17 protein-coding genes are annotated in these 15,573 nt (G+C 64.3%); 11 read left to right on the top strand and 6 right to left on the bottom strand.

The window, feature by feature from the left end; genetic code table 11:
- Nucleotides 1-208: 208 nt before the first annotated feature.
- A complete protein-coding gene (locus NANH_RS0123940) occupies nt 209-562 on the bottom strand; it encodes a winged helix-turn-helix transcriptional regulator (protein ID WP_027264294.1) in 354 nt (117 codons plus the stop codon).
- 133 nt (nt 563-695) lie between these two features.
- Here NANH_RS0123940 and NANH_RS0123935 point away from each other — a divergent pair, with 133 nt between their 5' ends.
- The 10 genes from NANH_RS0123935 (at nt 696) to NANH_RS0123890 (ending at nt 9,502) form a co-directional block, all read left to right on the top strand.
- Nucleotides 696-1,103 (top strand): DoxX family protein, encoded by a 408-nt coding sequence (locus tag NANH_RS0123935; RefSeq protein WP_036051544.1) that lies wholly within the window; start codon nt 696-698, stop codon nt 1,101-1,103.
- 66 nt (nt 1,104-1,169) lie between these two features.
- Nucleotides 1,170-1,988 (top strand): DODA-type extradiol aromatic ring-opening family dioxygenase, encoded by an 819-nt coding sequence (locus NANH_RS0123930; protein WP_027264292.1) that lies wholly within the window; start codon nt 1,170-1,172, stop codon nt 1,986-1,988.
- 8 nt (nt 1,989-1,996) lie between these two features.
- On the top strand, nt 1,997-2,494 hold the full coding sequence (locus tag NANH_RS27200) for a luciferase domain-containing protein (protein ID WP_036051542.1): 498 nt from the start codon (nt 1,997-1,999) through the stop codon (nt 2,492-2,494).
- A gap of 42 nt (nt 2,495-2,536) precedes the next feature.
- Nucleotides 2,537-3,439: an SDR family oxidoreductase gene (locus tag NANH_RS0123920; protein WP_027264291.1), complete on the top strand. Its 903-nt coding sequence runs from the start codon at nt 2,537-2,539 to the stop codon at nt 3,437-3,439.
- On the top strand, nt 3,439-4,086 hold the full coding sequence (locus tag NANH_RS0123915; RefSeq protein ID WP_051372683.1) for a glutathione S-transferase family protein: 648 nt from the start codon (nt 3,439-3,441) through the stop codon (nt 4,084-4,086). The genes NANH_RS0123920 and NANH_RS0123915 overlap by 1 nt, the downstream gene beginning before the upstream one ends.
- A 291-nt stretch (nt 4,087-4,377) precedes the next feature.
- Nucleotides 4,378-5,037 carry a glutathione S-transferase family protein gene (locus NANH_RS27195; protein ID WP_081710583.1) on the top strand — a complete coding sequence of 220 codons (660 nt, stop codon included), beginning with the start codon at nt 4,378-4,380 and terminating at the stop codon, nt 5,035-5,037.
- 19 nt (nt 5,038-5,056) lie between these two features.
- Nucleotides 5,057-5,515 carry a (2Fe-2S)-binding protein gene (locus tag NANH_RS0123905; protein ID WP_027264289.1) on the top strand — a complete coding sequence of 153 codons (459 nt, stop codon included), beginning with the start codon at nt 5,057-5,059 and terminating at the stop codon, nt 5,513-5,515.
- Nucleotides 5,516-5,517: 2 nt separating this feature from the next.
- Nucleotides 5,518-7,701, top strand: coding sequence for a xanthine dehydrogenase family protein molybdopterin-binding subunit (locus NANH_RS0123900; RefSeq protein WP_027264288.1), 2,184 nt, complete (start codon nt 5,518-5,520; stop codon nt 7,699-7,701).
- 83 nt (nt 7,702-7,784) lie between these two features.
- The gene (locus tag NANH_RS0123895; protein WP_027264287.1) at nt 7,785-8,429 is read left to right on the top strand and encodes a cupin domain-containing protein; all 645 of its coding nucleotides are present in this window, start codon (nt 7,785-7,787) and stop codon (nt 8,427-8,429) included.
- Nucleotides 8,426-9,502 carry a flavin monoamine oxidase family protein gene (locus NANH_RS0123890; RefSeq protein WP_027264286.1) on the top strand — a complete coding sequence of 359 codons (1,077 nt, stop codon included), beginning with the start codon at nt 8,426-8,428 and terminating at the stop codon, nt 9,500-9,502. Before NANH_RS0123895 ends, NANH_RS0123890 begins: the two co-directional genes overlap by 4 nt.
- A 22-nt stretch (nt 9,503-9,524) precedes the next feature.
- Here the strand turns inward: NANH_RS0123890 and NANH_RS0123885 are convergent, their stop codons facing one another.
- The 3 genes from NANH_RS0123885 to NANH_RS0123875 are packed head-to-tail and all read right to left on the bottom strand — an operon-like array spanning nt 9,525 to nt 12,649.
- Nucleotides 9,525-11,072, bottom strand: a complete 1,548-nt coding sequence (locus tag NANH_RS0123885; protein WP_027264285.1) for a DHA2 family efflux MFS transporter permease subunit — start codon at nt 11,070-11,072, stop codon at nt 9,525-9,527.
- Nucleotides 11,053-12,228 (bottom strand): HlyD family secretion protein, encoded by a 1,176-nt coding sequence (locus NANH_RS0123880; RefSeq protein ID WP_245601548.1) that lies wholly within the window; start codon nt 12,226-12,228, stop codon nt 11,053-11,055. Before NANH_RS0123880 ends, NANH_RS0123885 begins: the two co-directional genes overlap by 20 nt.
- Nucleotides 12,212-12,649, bottom strand: coding sequence for a MarR family winged helix-turn-helix transcriptional regulator (locus NANH_RS0123875; protein WP_027264283.1), 438 nt, complete (start codon nt 12,647-12,649; stop codon nt 12,212-12,214). The genes NANH_RS0123880 and NANH_RS0123875 overlap by 17 nt, the downstream gene beginning before the upstream one ends.
- Before the next feature lie 115 nt (nt 12,650-12,764).
- Between NANH_RS0123875 and NANH_RS0123870 the strand changes: the two genes are divergently transcribed.
- Nucleotides 12,765-13,223 (top strand): universal stress protein, encoded by a 459-nt coding sequence (locus tag NANH_RS0123870; RefSeq protein ID WP_027264282.1) that lies wholly within the window; start codon nt 12,765-12,767, stop codon nt 13,221-13,223.
- Between the two features lie 44 nt (nt 13,224-13,267).
- On the opposite strand, the gene NANH_RS27190 is transcribed toward NANH_RS0123870, so the two are convergent.
- Nucleotides 13,268-14,464 (bottom strand): patatin-like phospholipase family protein, encoded by a 1,197-nt coding sequence (locus NANH_RS27190; protein WP_081710582.1) that lies wholly within the window; start codon nt 14,462-14,464, stop codon nt 13,268-13,270.
- A complete protein-coding gene (locus tag NANH_RS0123860; RefSeq protein ID WP_027264281.1) occupies nt 14,461-15,573 on the bottom strand; it encodes an ABC transporter permease in 1,113 nt (370 codons plus the stop codon). The genes NANH_RS27190 and NANH_RS0123860 overlap by 4 nt, the downstream gene beginning before the upstream one ends.

Here is a 15,573-nt window from a genome sequence, read left to right as displayed (position 1 = left end):
GCGGTTACAAGCTTTACTGTACCGTCTAGTGAGTATAGTAGATAGAAGTTGATTTAGCAGCAAAGCGTAAAGCTGTGCGGATCTACCCCACCAAGCGCCGCTTGGCGGCTTTTTCTAGCGCCGTTTTCAATTCGTCATGAGCTTCGGGTCTGATTCTGCCTGAGTTGTTCTCGGGCGCGGGATTATCCCGCGAACAGGAGGGGTACCGTCATTCTGCCGCGCTTGCGGTCCCGACAAAGGCACCCTCGGCCTCCCAGCGGCGTGCGATCGAGCCAAGCTTGTCCAGCACGCCGCGCAGTTCCGCGCCGCGCTCAGTCAGTCCGTATGTGACAGCGGGTGGGATGGTCATGGCCTGCTCGCGCCAAACAACGCCAGCATGTTCCAGCATTCTCAGCCTCTCGGTCAGAACGCGAGTGGAAATTCCGGGCACCAAACGCTTGAGCGCGCCGAAACGCTGCGGTCCCTGCTCGGACAGAACCCAGAGTATATAGATCGTCCAAGGGCCTGTAATGACACGCAGAAGCGCCTCCATCGGGCATAAGGGGGGCTGGACGCTCTTCATCGTGGATTATCCTCGCGGTTAAAGTAATCTAGTTACTTTTAAGTGCCTACTTTCACGAACAATGCAAGACACCTAAAGGTACTTAGAGCGGAAACTGCGGCTGAACAAGCCCTTGCAAACAGGGAGTGCGGTGATGAGTGACAACGTGGCAAAGTATGTCTACTGGATCGCGACCGGCCTTGTGGCGCTGGTCTATCTGGGTGCGGCGACTTTCTACATCTCATCCCACGATATGGTCGCGGGCATGTATCGCGAGGTGTTGGGCTATCCCACATACATCATCTGGCCGCTCGCGATTTTGAAGATTGTCGGCGCGGTGGTGATTCTCTGGCGCCCTTCGGCGATGCTGGCGGACTGGGCTTACGCGGCGATGTTCTGGCATCTGGTGTTGGCGTTCGGGGCGCATGTCGGCGCGGGCGATCCAGGCTGGCCACCGGCTCTTGCGACCTGGGTGCTCCTGATCGCCTCGTGGATGACAGCCAATCGCGTGCGTGCGGTAAAGTCGGCATATGCGCCGACGTTTCCGACAGAGACGAATTAATCCGATGCGGAGTTGCCACGGCGCTGGCCATCCACCCTCGGGCTTGGGGTTCAAAAGGACGACAGAATGACCGAAAGGCAGCCGACAGTGTTTGTTCCCCATGGAGGCGGCCCTTGCTTCTTCATGGACTGGAACCCGCCTGACACCTGGGACAGGCACCGCAGATTCCTTGAGGCTTTGCCTGCGAGCCTGCCGGCAAAGCCCAAGGCGCTTCTCGTGATCTCAGGCCATTGGGAGGAACGGGTGTTTACCGTGCAGACCAACTCCGCGCCGCCGCTGCTGTTCGACTATCAGGGGTTTCCCCCCCATACTTATCAGCTGACCTGGCCCGCGCCAGGCGATCCTACGCTGGCGGCCCGTGCAAGCGAGCTATTGAAGAACGGCGCGGGTTTTGAAACCCGGGCCGACGCTACGCGTGGCTTCGATCATGGGGTGTTTGTTCCGCTAAAGGTGGCTTTGCCTGAGGCCGACATACCTACCGTCCAACTGAGCCTGCGCGACGATCTCGACGCTGAGGCGCATCTTGCTGCTGGTCGCGCGTTGGCGCCCTTGCGAGACGAAGGTGTTCTGATCATCGGGTCCGGCAACACCTATCACAACATGGGCAAGATGATGCGGGCGATGAGGGGCGGACCCGATGGCCCGGTGAACGGCGGCGACTTTGACCGATGGCTCACGGGTGCGGTGACCCATGAAGACCCCGGGGCGCGCCGCGCCATGCTGGCTGCTTGGGATCGGGCACCCGGCGCACGCGACGCCAATCCGCGCGAGGAACATCTAATTCCATTGCACGTCGTGGCCGGCGCCGCGCTTGCGGATCGGGGGGAAAAGACCCTCGAGGATCACGTATTGGGCGCGGTCGAAAGCGCGTTCAGATTTGGATAGGACCAGATATGTGCTTCGAACTTCCCTTGCGGCAGGGTCCGCGCCCCGAAACCACCGAGTGCGCCCCGCATGAGCAAGTGTCGCAGAACTCCTCGGCCGAGATTCACGCATTGTTCAAGCAGAAGGCCTTCGCCCTGCCCTTCGTCGAGCGTTGCCGATCGGGTATTTCGGTCCCCGGCGCCGAAGCATTAGTCCTGCCGCGGCCGCATGCCTGCGGCCCGCGCGAAGCCTTCATGATCGGACGCGAATTTGCGCATGTGCATCCCGCCTATGACGGGTCGTCGCACATGATGCTGCCGCTGGCGGCGGTTGAGGAACTCATCGCGAAGGGATGGGGCGAACAGCACCCGATGGCCTCGGCCGGATACATCCCGGCCAATGCGATCATGGCCTTTGCTCCACGCGATGAGGCAGAGGTCGATGTGATGATCAAAATCCTGACCACAAGCTGGGGTTTCGCGCGCGGCAAGCTGGCGAATCCCGCCCCCACCCAAATCCACGATTGATCGCAAGCGCGCTTGCAGAAACATCAAGATAAGAGAGATACCATGTCCAACATCCAGAACGGCCCCTTCATCGTGACCGGCGCGTCCGGACAACTTGGCCGGCAGGTGGTCGACCTGCTGGTTCAGGCAGGTGCCGGGCCGGTCATCGCGATCTCGCGCACTCCCGACAAGCTTGCCGATCTGGCGGGAAAAAGAGTCGAGGCGCGCGAGGGCGATTTCAACGACCCGGCTTCTCTTGAAGCAGCCTTCGCGGGCGGCAAGCGTCTCCTCATCATCTCCACCGACGATCTGGAGCCGGGCAAGCGGCTCGCAGCTCATTCCAATGCGATTGCTGCGGCCAAGATGGTAGGTATCGACCACATCGTCTATACCTCCTTCGCAGGCCCGGTCGCGGAAAGTCCGATCGGATTCGCTCAAGACCACGAAGGGACCGAGAAGCTGATCACGGAAAGTGGGGCGGATCATACGATCCTACGCAACAATATGTACACCGACTTTCTGTTGATGGGCGGCCAGCAGAGCGTCGCCATGGGCACGCATTTCTCTGCCGCAGCAGATGGCAAGACCGGATATGTGACACGCGCGGATTGCGCCCGTGCCGCAGCCGCGGCGCTAATGAAAGCTACGGGAAGGGAGACCCTCGATATCACCGGGCCGGAGACGGTCAGCCAGGCCGAGGTCGCGGCGATCTTGTCCGAAATTGCGGGTAAGGAAATCCCCTATGTCGCCCTGCCCGCCGAGGATCTGGTGCAGGCGATGATCGCAAATGGACTGCCGGAGTTCATGGCGAGGGTCTTTGCCTCCTTCGACGAAGCAATCGCGCAGGGCTATCTCGATGTGGCCAGCGGCGATCTCGAATCGCTCACCGGCAAGCCCGGACAGTCGGTGGCCGATTTCCTGGCCGCTAACCGCGCGGCGCTTCTTCAGGCGCCGCAGGAACAATAATGCTGGAAAATGTCATGAGGCTTTACAACGCGAACTTCTCACCGAATGCGCTGCGTGTACGGGCGGTGGCGCACGAACTGGGCGTGGAACTCGAAATCGTCGAGGTCGACATCCGTGCCGGGGACAACCGCGCGGCGGAATTTCTTGCCCGCAATTCAAATGCAAAGGTGCCTGTTTTGGAGGACGGGAATTTCGTGCTCTGGGAGTCCCGGGCGATCTGTGCCTATCTGGCCGGGATCCGGCCCGAGGCAGGGCTCTATCCTGATGGCCTCAAGACGCGGGCCCTCGTCGATCAGTGGGCCTGGTGGCAAGCCATCCACCTTGGCCCGGCGATGCAGAAGTTGTCCTTTGAGCTGTTCCTCAAAGAGAAATTCGGCATGGGCGATCCTGATCCTACTGTGGTCGAAGCGGAACGGAAAGCCACCGATCAGTTCCTTGCCGTTCTGGAAACCGGACTCGACGATAAGGATTGGATTGCAGGCGCACTCAGCCTTGCCGACTTCTATCTGGCGACGACATTCATGTATCGCGACCAAGCGGGGATTTCGCTGGACGAATTCCCCAGAATCGCGGGCTGGATCGGCCGGCTTGAAGCGCGTGACAGCTGGCAGAAGGCCGTAGCACCGCTTCTTGCGCTCTTCGCCTGACATCGCGCTCGCCGCGATGATTGAACGATCATCCCGATTTCGGACCAACCCTCTTCGGCATCCCAATAGTTTGCGATTTTTTACATCGCGTCCAACACCGACCCTCTGCCAGCTTTGGCCAGAGCGATCCGGCGGTCGTCGAAACTCCTTTGCGGTCAATGATGGCAGAACAGCATGTCCGGCAAAGCGAGGACTAACACCGGCTGACACGGGAAAAACGAGACTATTGAAGCGACCCGCCCCGCCCCAGCAACCGTTACCGAATGGCCGAGATGCAGCGTTGCCACGACCATGCGACGGCTGGTCGGGCTGGCTCCGGAGGAGACGGCACGGCCAGCGGTACGTCGCAGGGAGAGGCAGCGTTTCAGCTCGGGGAGGGCGGCTGCATGCAAGGGCATCGCATACGACCAGGTTCCGGTGAACGTGCTGGCCGGCGAGACGCGCCAGCCCGAGCACCTCGCCCGCCATCCCTTCGGCAAGGTGCCGGTGCTCGACATCGACGGGATGCGCCTGCGCGAGACCGAGGCGATCGCCCGTTATCTCGAGGCGCGCAACCCCGATCAGGCGATGTGGCCGGCCGATCCCAAGCGCCGCGCCAAGGCCGACGAGACGGCCGCGCTGATCGGCAACTACGGCTATGGCGCGATCATTGGCTTTGTCGCCTACCACCTGTTCCCTGATCTGGTCGGCGGCAAGAACGAAGATGCGCGGCGGCAGAACCTTGACGCCGCGGTGCGCCTTGCCGGGCTTGTGATCGAGAACCGGGGCGGTTCGCTCTGGCTCGCGGGGGATGCTCCGGGCTATGCTGATTATCTGCTTGGCCCGCTGGTCGCCTATGCCACGATGACAGAGGATGGCGGCGCGCTGATGGCGGTGCCGGGCATGTCCGACTGGTGGACGCAGCTGGCCGCCGATGCGGCCTTCACGGCCACCGCCCCGAACCTGGGCTGAACCGACCAAGGAGGTTATGATGATCACGCTGACGATCAACGGCGCGCGGCGCGAGGTATCTGCCGCGCCGGACACGCCGCTTCTGTGGGTGCTGCGCGACGAACTGGGCCTGACTGGCACCAAGTTCGGCTGCGGCGTGGCGTCCTGCGGCGCCTGCACGGTGCATCTGGACGGGGTGCCGGCGCGGTCCTGCCAGAGCGCGGTGGGCGATCTGGAGGGGGTGGAGATCACCACCATCGAGGGCGCGTCCGATGCCGCCGCAAAGGCGGTCCGCGCCGCCTGGGTCGAGATCGAGGTGCCGCAATGCGGCTATTGCCAGTCCGGGCAGATCCTGTCGGCCGCGGCGCTTCTGGCCGGGACGCCGAAGCCGACCGACGCCGACATCGACGCGGCGATGGAGGGCAACCTCTGCCGCTGCGCCACCTATGCGCGGATCCGCAAGGCGGTCCACCGCGCCGCTGAGATCATGGAGGGCTGACCATGCTGGACCGGATCATCGCGGGGGCCGTTCCCGCCGTTCGCGCCGCGCCGCTGTCGCGCCGTGGCTTCCTGAAACTTTCCGCCGGTGCCGCGGGCGGGCTGATGCTGGGCGCGGCGCTGCCCGTAGGGCGGGCGGCCGCCGAGGGGGCCGCCGAAGGGCTAGCCACGCCCTTCGTCCATATCCGCCCCGACAACAGGGTGGTGGTGATCGTCAAGCACCTCGACAAGGGCCAGGGCACGGCGACCGGGCTTGCCACGCTGGTGGCCGAGGAACTTGATGCCGATGCCGCGCAGGTCACGACCGAATTCGCCCCCGCCAATACCGCGCTTTATGCCAACACGTTGATGGGGGTGCAGGGCACCGGCGGCTCGACTGCCATGGCCAATTCCTGGCAGCAGTATCGCGAGGCGGGCGCCACCGCGCGGGCCATGCTGGTGGCCGCCGCGGCCGAGACCTGGGGCGTGGATCCTGCCGTCGTCACCGTGGCGGGCGGCCGGGTCAGCGCCGGGAACAACAGCGCCACCTTCGGCGACCTGGCCGAGGCCGCGGCGCGTCAGACGGTGCCCGGCGAGGTGACGCTTAAATCGCCCGATCAGTGGGTCTATATCGGCAAGTCTTTCCCCCGCGTCGATGTGACGCGCAAGACGGAAGGCAGCACGGGCATGTTCGGCATGGATGCGCGGATCGAGGGCATGGTCCATGCCGTCAGCCTGCGCAGCCCGCGCTTCGGCGGCACGCTTGCCACGCTCGACGACAGCGCCGCCCGCGCCATGCCCGGCGTGATCGACGTGATCCGCCTGCCCGACCGCGCCACCGTCATCGCCGAAACCACCTGGGCTGCGATCCGGGCGCGCGACGCGCTGGTGGCCGAGTGGGATTTCAGCGCGGCCGAGAACCGTGGCACCGAGGAGCTGCGCGCCGAATACGCGGCGCTTCTCGACCGCGAGGGCACGCAGTTCCACGCGGCCGAGCCCACGGGCCGAGAAGCCGCGCAGGTGATCGAGGCGGATTATTTCTTCCCCTATCTCGCCCATGCGCCGATGGAGCCGATCGACGTGACGGTCCGCTTAGACGGCACGGCAGCCACCTTCTGGACCGGCTCGCAGATCCAGACCCTCGATCAGAACATTGGCGCGCAGGTCCTGGGCATCGCCCCCGAGGCGGTGACGATCAACACGCTCTGGGGCGGGGGGTCGTTCGGGCGGCGGGCGATCTATGACAGCCACTACGTCGCCGAGGCGGCGATGGTGGCGAAGGCCTGGCTCGACGCGCATGGCGAGGCGCGCCCGATCAAGCTGGTGTGGACGCGCGAGGACGACATCCGCGGCGGCTACTACCGCCCGATGCACATGCACCGGGTCCGCGCCGGACTGGACGCCGAAGGCAACATAGCCTTCTGGCAGCACCGGGTAGTGGGTCAGGGCATAATGCTGGGAACGGCCTTCGAGCCTTTCGCAGTGAAGGACGGGGTGGACAGTTCCTCGGTCGAGGGGCTGGGCGAAAGCTCGCCCTATGCGATCCCGGGCTGGACGGCGGACGTGCATCATCCGCGCGTCGGCGTGCCGGTGCTGTGGTGGCGCTCGGTTGGCCATACCCACACCGCCTATGTCGTCGAGACGATGATGGACGAGCTGGCACAGGCGGCCGGTGCCGACCCGGTGGAATTCCGCCTGCGCTACCTTGCCGATCCCCGCGCGCGCGGCGTTCTGGAAATGGCCGCCGACAAGGCCGGCGCCCTGCCCGAGGGGCTGACGCGCGGCATCGCGGTGCACAAGAGTTTCGGCTCCTATGTGGCCGAGGTGGCCGACGTGAGGATGCGCGAGGACGGCAAGGTCAAGGTCGTGCGCGTGACCTGCGCGGTCGATTGCGGCGTACCGATCAACCCCTCGAACATCCGCGCCCAGATCGAAGGCGGTCTGGGCTACGGCCTGTCGGCGATCCTTCGCGAGGAGATCACCCTGACCGAGGGCGAAGTGGACCAGTCGAACTTCTACGACTACACGCCCCTGCGCATCACCGACATGCCCGAGGTCGAGGTGCATATCCTGCCTTCTACCCAGGCCCCCACCGGTATCGGAGAGCCCGGCACCCCGCCGATCGGCCCCGCCGTTGCCAATGCCGTGCGCCGGGCGACCGGGCAGGCGGTGCGCGAGCTGCCCTTTTCGCGGCACGGCCTGGCCTGACCCCGGTCGTAGGGCCGCAACGCCACGGGCGCACCCGGACCGGGTGCGCCCTTCCTTCTCATGCCAAAACACGGATGCAGATCATGCAGCTCAACACCAATTTCACGCGCCCGACGGTTGTCCACGGCAGCCGGCTCGATTGGGTGCCTAGCCCGGCCGCGGGGGTCGAGCGCAAGATGCTTTATCGCGACGGTGCCGAGGTCGCCCGCGCCACCTCGATCGTACGCTATGCCCCCGGCAGCGCCTTTCCCGAACATGTCCATACCGGCGGCGAGGAAATCCTGGTGCTGGTCGGCACCTTCCAGGACGAGCACGGCGACTATCCCGCCGGGAGCTATTTCCGCAACCCACCGGGCACTCGCCACAGCCCCGCCGCTGCCGAAGGCTGCGAGATCTTCGTGCGGCTCTGGCAGTTCCGCGCTGGCGATACTGCGCAGATCGCGTTGCCGCCCGGACAGGCTGAGGGTGTCCTCTTCGACGACGGGTTCGAACGGGTCGGCATCGAGACCTGGGACGGCACGATCCGGCGCGACAACCCGCGCGGGCTGGAAATGATGGTGCTGTCGGGCAGCCTGCGCGTCGGGGGCGAGGAACTGACCGCACAGAGCTGGCTGCGCCTGCCTGCCGGGCTTGCCCTGGTGGCCGAGGCCGAGGGCGCGGGGGTCTGGCTCAAGGATGCGCCGCTACAACACGCCGATGTGCTGCCCCTGCCGGGTGCGGCGGCATGACCGAAGGCCGCATCGCTGTCGTTGGGGCCGGGCTCGCTGGGCTGAACGCGGCCCGGCTGCTGTGGCGGGCCGGCGCGGATGTCCGGCTCTACGAAGCGCGGCCGCGCCTTGGCGGGCGTATCCTGACCGTCGGGGCGGATGGCGCACCCGGTGCCGGCTTCGATTTGGGCCCGTCCTGGTTCTGGCCCGACATGCAGCCCGAGATCGCCGCGCTGGTGGCGGAACTCGGCTTGGCCTGCCAGAGGCAGGATGAGGCTGGGCAGATGCTTTTCGAGCGCCATCCGCAGGAGCCACCTTTGCGCGTGCCCCATCCCGGTAGCGTCGCGTCCTGGCGGATCGCGGGCGGGACGGGGGCGCTTACGCAGGCGCTGGCCGCCGTGATCCCGCGCGACCGCATCCGCCTCGGCGCGCCGGTCCGGCGGCTGACGCGGGCCGAGGATGCGGTCGTCCTTACCCTGCCCGAGGGCGAGGTGCGGGCCGATCACGTCATCCTGGCACTGCCACCCCGGCTGATCGCGCAGGGCCTGACGCTCGATCCGGCACCCTCTCCGGGCGTGCTCGATCTGTGGCGCCGGACGCCGACCTGGATGGCTCCCCATGCCAAGTTCCTCGCCGTCTATCCGAGGCGCTTCTGGCGCGAGGCCGGCCTTTCGGGAGGGGCGCAAAGCCTGGTCGGCCCAATGACCGAGATCCACGACGCCACGAGCAGCGCGGGCGAGGCGGCGCTGTTCGGCTTCGTCGGGCTTTCCGCTGCCGGGCGTCAGCAGATCGGCGAGGCGGCGGTGATCGCGGCCTGCACCGCGCAGCTTGTGCGCCTGTTCGGATCGGCGGCCGCCGAGCCGCGGTCGGTGCGGCTGAAGGACTGGGCGGCGGACGTCCTGACCGCGACCCCGGGCGACCTGACTGACCCTGGCCATCCGGCGCCACAGGTCTTCGCCCTGCCTGCGCCCTGGTCGGATCGTCTGACCCTTGCCGGCAGCGAGACCGCGCCCCGCAATCCAGGCTACCTGAACGGCGCGGTAATCGCCGCGCATGCGGCGGCGGGCCGGGCCGCGGCGCTGTGCTCGGTCTGACCTCGGCCGGTCCGGCGGGCGCTCAGGTTCTGGCCCGCCACATGAACCAGGTCGGTACGAGCGCCAGAACGAAGATCGCGAACACTACCATGAAGCCGTCCTGAAACGCAGCGTTTGATGATTGGATCACCACGGTCTGCCCCAGAAATGAGGCTGCGGCCGGTAGGAGCTGCGTGTCTGGCAGCCCTGACGAATGCATCAGGCCGGCGACTTCGCGCAGAAGTTCCATCGTGGTGGTATTGTCGCTGGTTTGCGTGGCTGCAAAGGCATCGGCGTGCATGACTGTGCGCCGCTCAATGAACACAGTGAGCAAGTTGACCCCGAAGGCGCCGCCGAGCTGGCGGATGAAGTTCGATGCCCCAGAGCCCTGCCCCAGGAGATGCCGGGGCAATACTTTCAAAGCTCCTGAGGAAATTGCCGGGAACACCAGCCCTAGACCCACCCGGGAAATCACGGTCCACCAGGCAAGTGTCCAGAATGTCGTGTTGATATTCGCATCCGCCATCAGCCACGAGGACCAAGCGAAGATCGCCATGCCGATGCCGATCAGGATTGCGGCTGGAACCCTGTCGGACAGGCGCCCTGCGATCGGGAAAACGATAAGCATCACGAAGCCCGACGGCATCAGCAGAAGACCCGCTTGCGTCGGCGTCATGCCCTGGATCTGCTGGACAAAGACGGGCAAGAGATAGGTCGAGCCAAAAAGCCCTGCCCCCATGATGAAGGACACCACCGAGGCTGAAACGAAGGCAAAATTGGCAAAGAGCCGCATGTCGAGCATGGGTTTGTCGGTGTGAAGCTCCCATAGAATGAATCCTGCGGCCGAGGCTGCGGACACCATAAAGCCTACAAGTGTCATGTTCGAATCCCATCCCAGACGCTGAGCATTCGACAATGTGCTGAGGATGACTGCGAGAAAGACCGCAAGGATCGCGACGCCCGGGAAGTCGAAAGCGGGAAGCGGCCCGGTCTGCTCTCGACCTGGCAGAAAAAGGTTTGACAGCAGGATGGCGACCCCGGCGAAGGGAAGGCCCAGATAGAAGACGAAGCGCCAGTCGAAGGCGTCCATCAATACGCCGCCGATCCAGGGCCCGAGAGCGGGGGCGAGCACCACACCCACCCCGTAGATACCCATCGCCGCACCACGTTTGTCAGGGGGGAAGACCTTGAACAACATGATCATCGCCAGCGGCTGGACAATGCCTGCTGCGGCACCCTGGACGACGCGCGCCAACGTCAGCATGGTTTCATTCGGAGCAAGACCGCCGACGACCGAGCCGGCCAGAAAGACGCCCATCGCGGCATTCATGGTCAACCGCATGCCGAAGGCGCGGTCCGCCCAGTCGGCCAGCAGCATCGTGGCGGTCATGGCGGCAAGGAACCCCGTCGAAATCCATTGCGCCTGCACCGCGCTGATCCCGAAGGCGCCCATCACCGCCGGGATGGCGACGTTCACGATCGTGGTCGAGAGAACCACCGAGATGGTTGCCACCATGATAGTGCCGGTGGCGTACCACTTGTAGGCCGGACCATACCGCTCGAAAAAGCGATCAACCTGCGACATCGACATAGATCTCAACCATCATGCCCGGTCGCAGTTCCACACCATCGGCATCGATCGAGACGCGGATCGGCAGGCGCTGGGTGACCTTGGTGAAGTTGCCCGACGGGTTCGGGCTGGGCAGCAAGGCAAGCTGGCTGGTCGCCGCGCCGCCCATGCCGATCACCTCGCCCTCGAAGGTCCGACCGGGGAAGGCGTCGACAGTGATGCTGGCTCTGGACCCCACACGCAACCTGGAAAACTCGGTTTCCTTGACGTTGGCATCGATCCAGACATTCTCGGGCGCGTGATACATCACCAGTCTTGTTCCGGGGGTTACATACTCGCCGACATCAACGAAGGTCGCGTCAACAATACCGTCGAAGCTGGCGTCAATCGTACGGTGCGCGAGATCGATTTCCTTCAGCCGACGTTCCGCCTCGATCGCGACGCGCCCTGCCCTGACAGAATCGATCTGAGAGTCCAGTACAGCGATTTGGGCTGCGTCTGCTTCGACGATTGCAAGATCTGCCCGTGCGGCTTCTGTTGCGGCATAGGCTGCGCGCTCCTGTTGTGTCGCTGTGGCGAGGGCCGCGTTCACCTCATCAAGCGATTGTTGCGACGAAACATTCTGCTCGGCCAGTTTAACCACACGGTCGTGGCGGGTTTGCGTATTCTGCAGCACGGCAAGCGCGGCTTCATGGTTGGCTTCGGCAGCCGCGATGCCGGCATTGGCTGCTTCTCGCCGCGCAGCAAGCTGCTCGGTCAGCATGCCCTTGCGGTTTTCGAGTTCAGAAAGCTGGGCATCTGTCGCCGCCAGCTTTGCGATGACGGCATCGAGTTGCGGCTGCGACGATTCCTGGTCGATCGACGCTAGAACAGTTCCCGCAGCGACCGAATCCCCGACAAGCACCGGAAGTTCGGTCACGCGGCCAGCGACTTCGCTCGACACGGTCACGACGCTCGCTGCGATGCGGGCATCGTTGATATGGACCTGAGTGAACCGTGCTATGATCCACGGGGTTCCCAGCCAGGCCACGACCCCAAGGACTGCCGCCACGACCAACAGCCGGGTCCATTTAACCCGGCTGCGCCGCGCAGCCGGTTTTGGCAAATCCGGCACGGAGGTCTCGCCTGTCTCCTTTGCTTCGGGTGCTGCCGGTTTGATCTCATCCATTTTCGTCATTACCCATCTTCTCCAGCCGGGATGCAATCTGCGCCAGGACGCGGGTCGCGGTGCGAAGATCGTCCGCAGGAATGTCCTCAAGAACTTCCAAGCGACTATTTGCGGCGATCGACTTCATCCTCTCAAGAATCCTCATCGCTGCTTCAGTCAGGACCAGTTTCTTGGCGCGTCGGTCCTCGGCACTTGGGTGGCGCTCGACAAACCCCATTCTTTCAAGACCGTCCAGCAAGCGCACCAGGGTCGGCCCCTCGATGCCAAGGACGCGCGCCAGTTCGATCTGGGTCGCATCCTCGTGCCGGGACAGTTCTAAAATCACGCCCCAGCGTGCTTGTGAAAGACCCAGATGACGAAACTGTACGTCGAGCCTGCGCTTCCACTGGCGCGACACAATTGCCAGAGCGCGTGTGAAGGTCTCCGCCATGTCTGGTGCAGCAGTCATCAGCTCTTGCTTCTGGTTGTCTTGCAAAAAGATAGGAAGCTAATTAGTATGCAAGCAACCGTCTTGCAAGACTAAATTCGAGCCCGGAGGCCAAGCCGTGTATTCCAGAATCCTGCTCTGCTATGATGGCTCTCGCGAAGGGCGATTGGCGCTACGCGAGGGCGCGCGCCTTGCGCAGATCACGGGCGCTGCCGTGACTCTTCTGGCGGTGGTCGAGACAGCCTCGGGCAATGTCTACGCGATCGGGGCCGATACCGTTGCCCTGGGCCAGCAGAAGGCCGATCTGGACGCAATCCTGGAGGAGGGCCGCCAGCGGCTGACGGGGATGGGGCTTTCGCCGCAGGTCCGGATCGAGTTCGGCGATCCCGTCGCAACCATCACCAGGGTATCCGTTGAGACCGAGGCGGATCTTGTCGTTGTCGGACACCACCGGCACGGTTTCTGGACGCGCTGGTTGAGCCGCTCGATCGCGGCCGAACTAAGTGACAGTCTAGGGTGCAGCCTGCTTCTGGCGCAGAAGGTTGTCGAGGATTCGGAACTTTTTGGGAAGGCGTGAAAAGGATGGTGCCGCCGCTACGGCTTGTGCGTCATCTGGCGGTCCTAACCCGCGCTCACGATCGCTTCACCCCCTTCCAGAGGTGGCAGAGCCGCTGACCACGCCGACCCAGCGCGTGCCCGCCGGAAACCTTCGGCATAGAGGGCGCGCATATAGGCGGTATTGAACTCGAGGGTGTCGACATCGTCGGGCGCGACCATGTCAATAGAGGTGACATGGAAGCCGATTCCGGCAGCGTGTGCAAAGTCATGGGTCGCGTTGACCTGGCGCAGCATTTGGTACTTCAGCAACGTCGAAACCGAGCGGGCGGTGATCGCGCTCGGTCGCACCGCCACGACGTTGAATTCCGGTTCGAGATTGACATTCATCAGCATGTGGATGTCGGTCAGCGCCGCCCCGACCGCGCGCTGTCCCTGGAACGAGAACAGCACAGTCTCGGGCAATGTGAAGACGTTCGACACGACGGCACCGTCTCCGTGCAGTTCCTCGAAGGTGCGGCCGTCAGCGGTCTGCCCGCGAATACGGATCGGCGGAAATGCACCCGGGATCGCGGCCGAGGCCATCAGGACGTCCTCAAACAAGGACAGAGCGCCCGGATCGCCGCTGCCCGCAATCGCACCCATGTTCCAGATCACCCCGAGCTGGGCGTCCAGATCGGTCGTGAATACGAAGAGGCGTCGGCCTCGGGCATGTTCTTGCGCGACTCCACGCAGCAGCGAGGGTGAGACGAAAAATTCGACCAGTTGGCGCAGCGGCTGGGGATCGACAAGCGCACCCCGCGTAAGCAACCCCAGCAGCGAGGGCTTGCCGCCGATGCCCTCGGCAACGCCGCCGGTATAGAGATTGCGCAGCGTAACATCATGTTCGGGGCCCAGAAACGCGAGCGGTGCGATCAGCGCCCCGGTGCTGACGCCGCTTATGACCGAGAAGGTCGGTCGCGTTCCGGAAGCGGTCCAGCCCGCCAGGACACCCGCGCCAAAGGCACCGTTTGCGCCACCCCCGGAAATGGCCAGGTAATGCGACCGTCCGTTCTCGCGAAACCTCGGGCCCAGGTCCGGTGGATAGTCCTCTATCGCCGCGTCCGTGCGGATGCGATAGGGTGCACCCAGCAACGGTGTCGCGGCCCTGTCATCCGGGCGGTATGGGATGCGCGGTTCTACACCGCAGGCGCTTACCGCCGCAGCTCCCATCAGTGCGAGCGTCGCCCGCCTTGTCGGTATGCCCTGCCGCCTTTCGGTCACCTCAGGAGCCCGTGGAACCGACGCAGTGCAATGGAAAACATAGCGGTGCCGATCAGCGCCAGTGCCAGAAGTTGCGGCCAGACCACCGAAAGCCCCGCGCCGCGGAACAGGACCGACTGCGAAAGGGCGATAAAATGCGTGTTGGGCGCCGCGAGCATTGCGTACTGCACCGCCTCGGGCATGGATTCGCGCGGGGTCATGCCGCCCGACAGGATTTCCAGCGGCAAGAGGACTAGCAACAGCAGCATGGCAAATTGCGGCATCGAGCCGGAGATCGTGGCCAGCAGGATACCCAGAGAGGTGGTGGCGAAAAGATGCAGCGCCACCCCGACAAGAAACAGGGTGACCGAGCCGGCTATCGGCACCTCCAGCACCCCCTGGACCATGAAGTTCAGCGACAGCCCGGTTGCCACAAGCACCACCGCGCCCATGCTGAGAACCTTGCTTGTCATGATCTCGGCCGGCGTGACAGGCATCACCAGCAGGTGTTCGACCGTGCCGTGTTCGCGTTCGCGGATCAGGGCTGCGCCCGACAGGATGATCGAAAGCATGGTGACGGCACTGATCACCGCTGTAAGGGCGCCGAACCAGCCGGGGTCCAGCGCCGGGTTGAACCGCGCCCGCACAGCCAGATCGACCGGAGGCGCAGCCGCAGCGGCATCGCGGGCGGCCCAACCGGTAATTTCCTGATCGACGATCGCCTGGATATAGCCGGCGCCGGTGAAGGCCTGGCTGACCCGTGTGGCATCGACGTTCAGTTGCAGCTCCGGCCGGTCGCCCGCCAGCAGGTCGCGCTGGAAATCGGGGGGGATCACCAGCGAGAACGTGTCGATCCCGGCATCCATCCGCGCATCCATCTCGGCCAGGCCAATCTGCGCCGGCGGCACGAAATAGGGTGCGAGGAAGGCATCTGCCATGCGGCGCGTGAGCGGCGAGGCATCCTCGTCCACGATGCCGATGGTGGCGCGGTTCAGCGTCTCGGGCATGGCGGTGGCGTGGGTGTATATGTCTAGCGTGAACGCGTAGACCACCAAAACCATGAGAAGCGGGTCGTGCAACAGGCCGCGCAATTCTTTCACGGCAAGATGTATCACATGTCTTGGTCGCAA

This window comes from Sedimentitalea nanhaiensis DSM 24252, from assembly GCF_000473225.1.
In the GTDB taxonomy this organism is placed as follows: Bacteria; Pseudomonadota; Alphaproteobacteria; order Rhodobacterales; family Rhodobacteraceae; genus Sedimentitalea; species Sedimentitalea nanhaiensis.
This window is presented reverse-complemented; position numbering and strand designations above follow the sequence as displayed.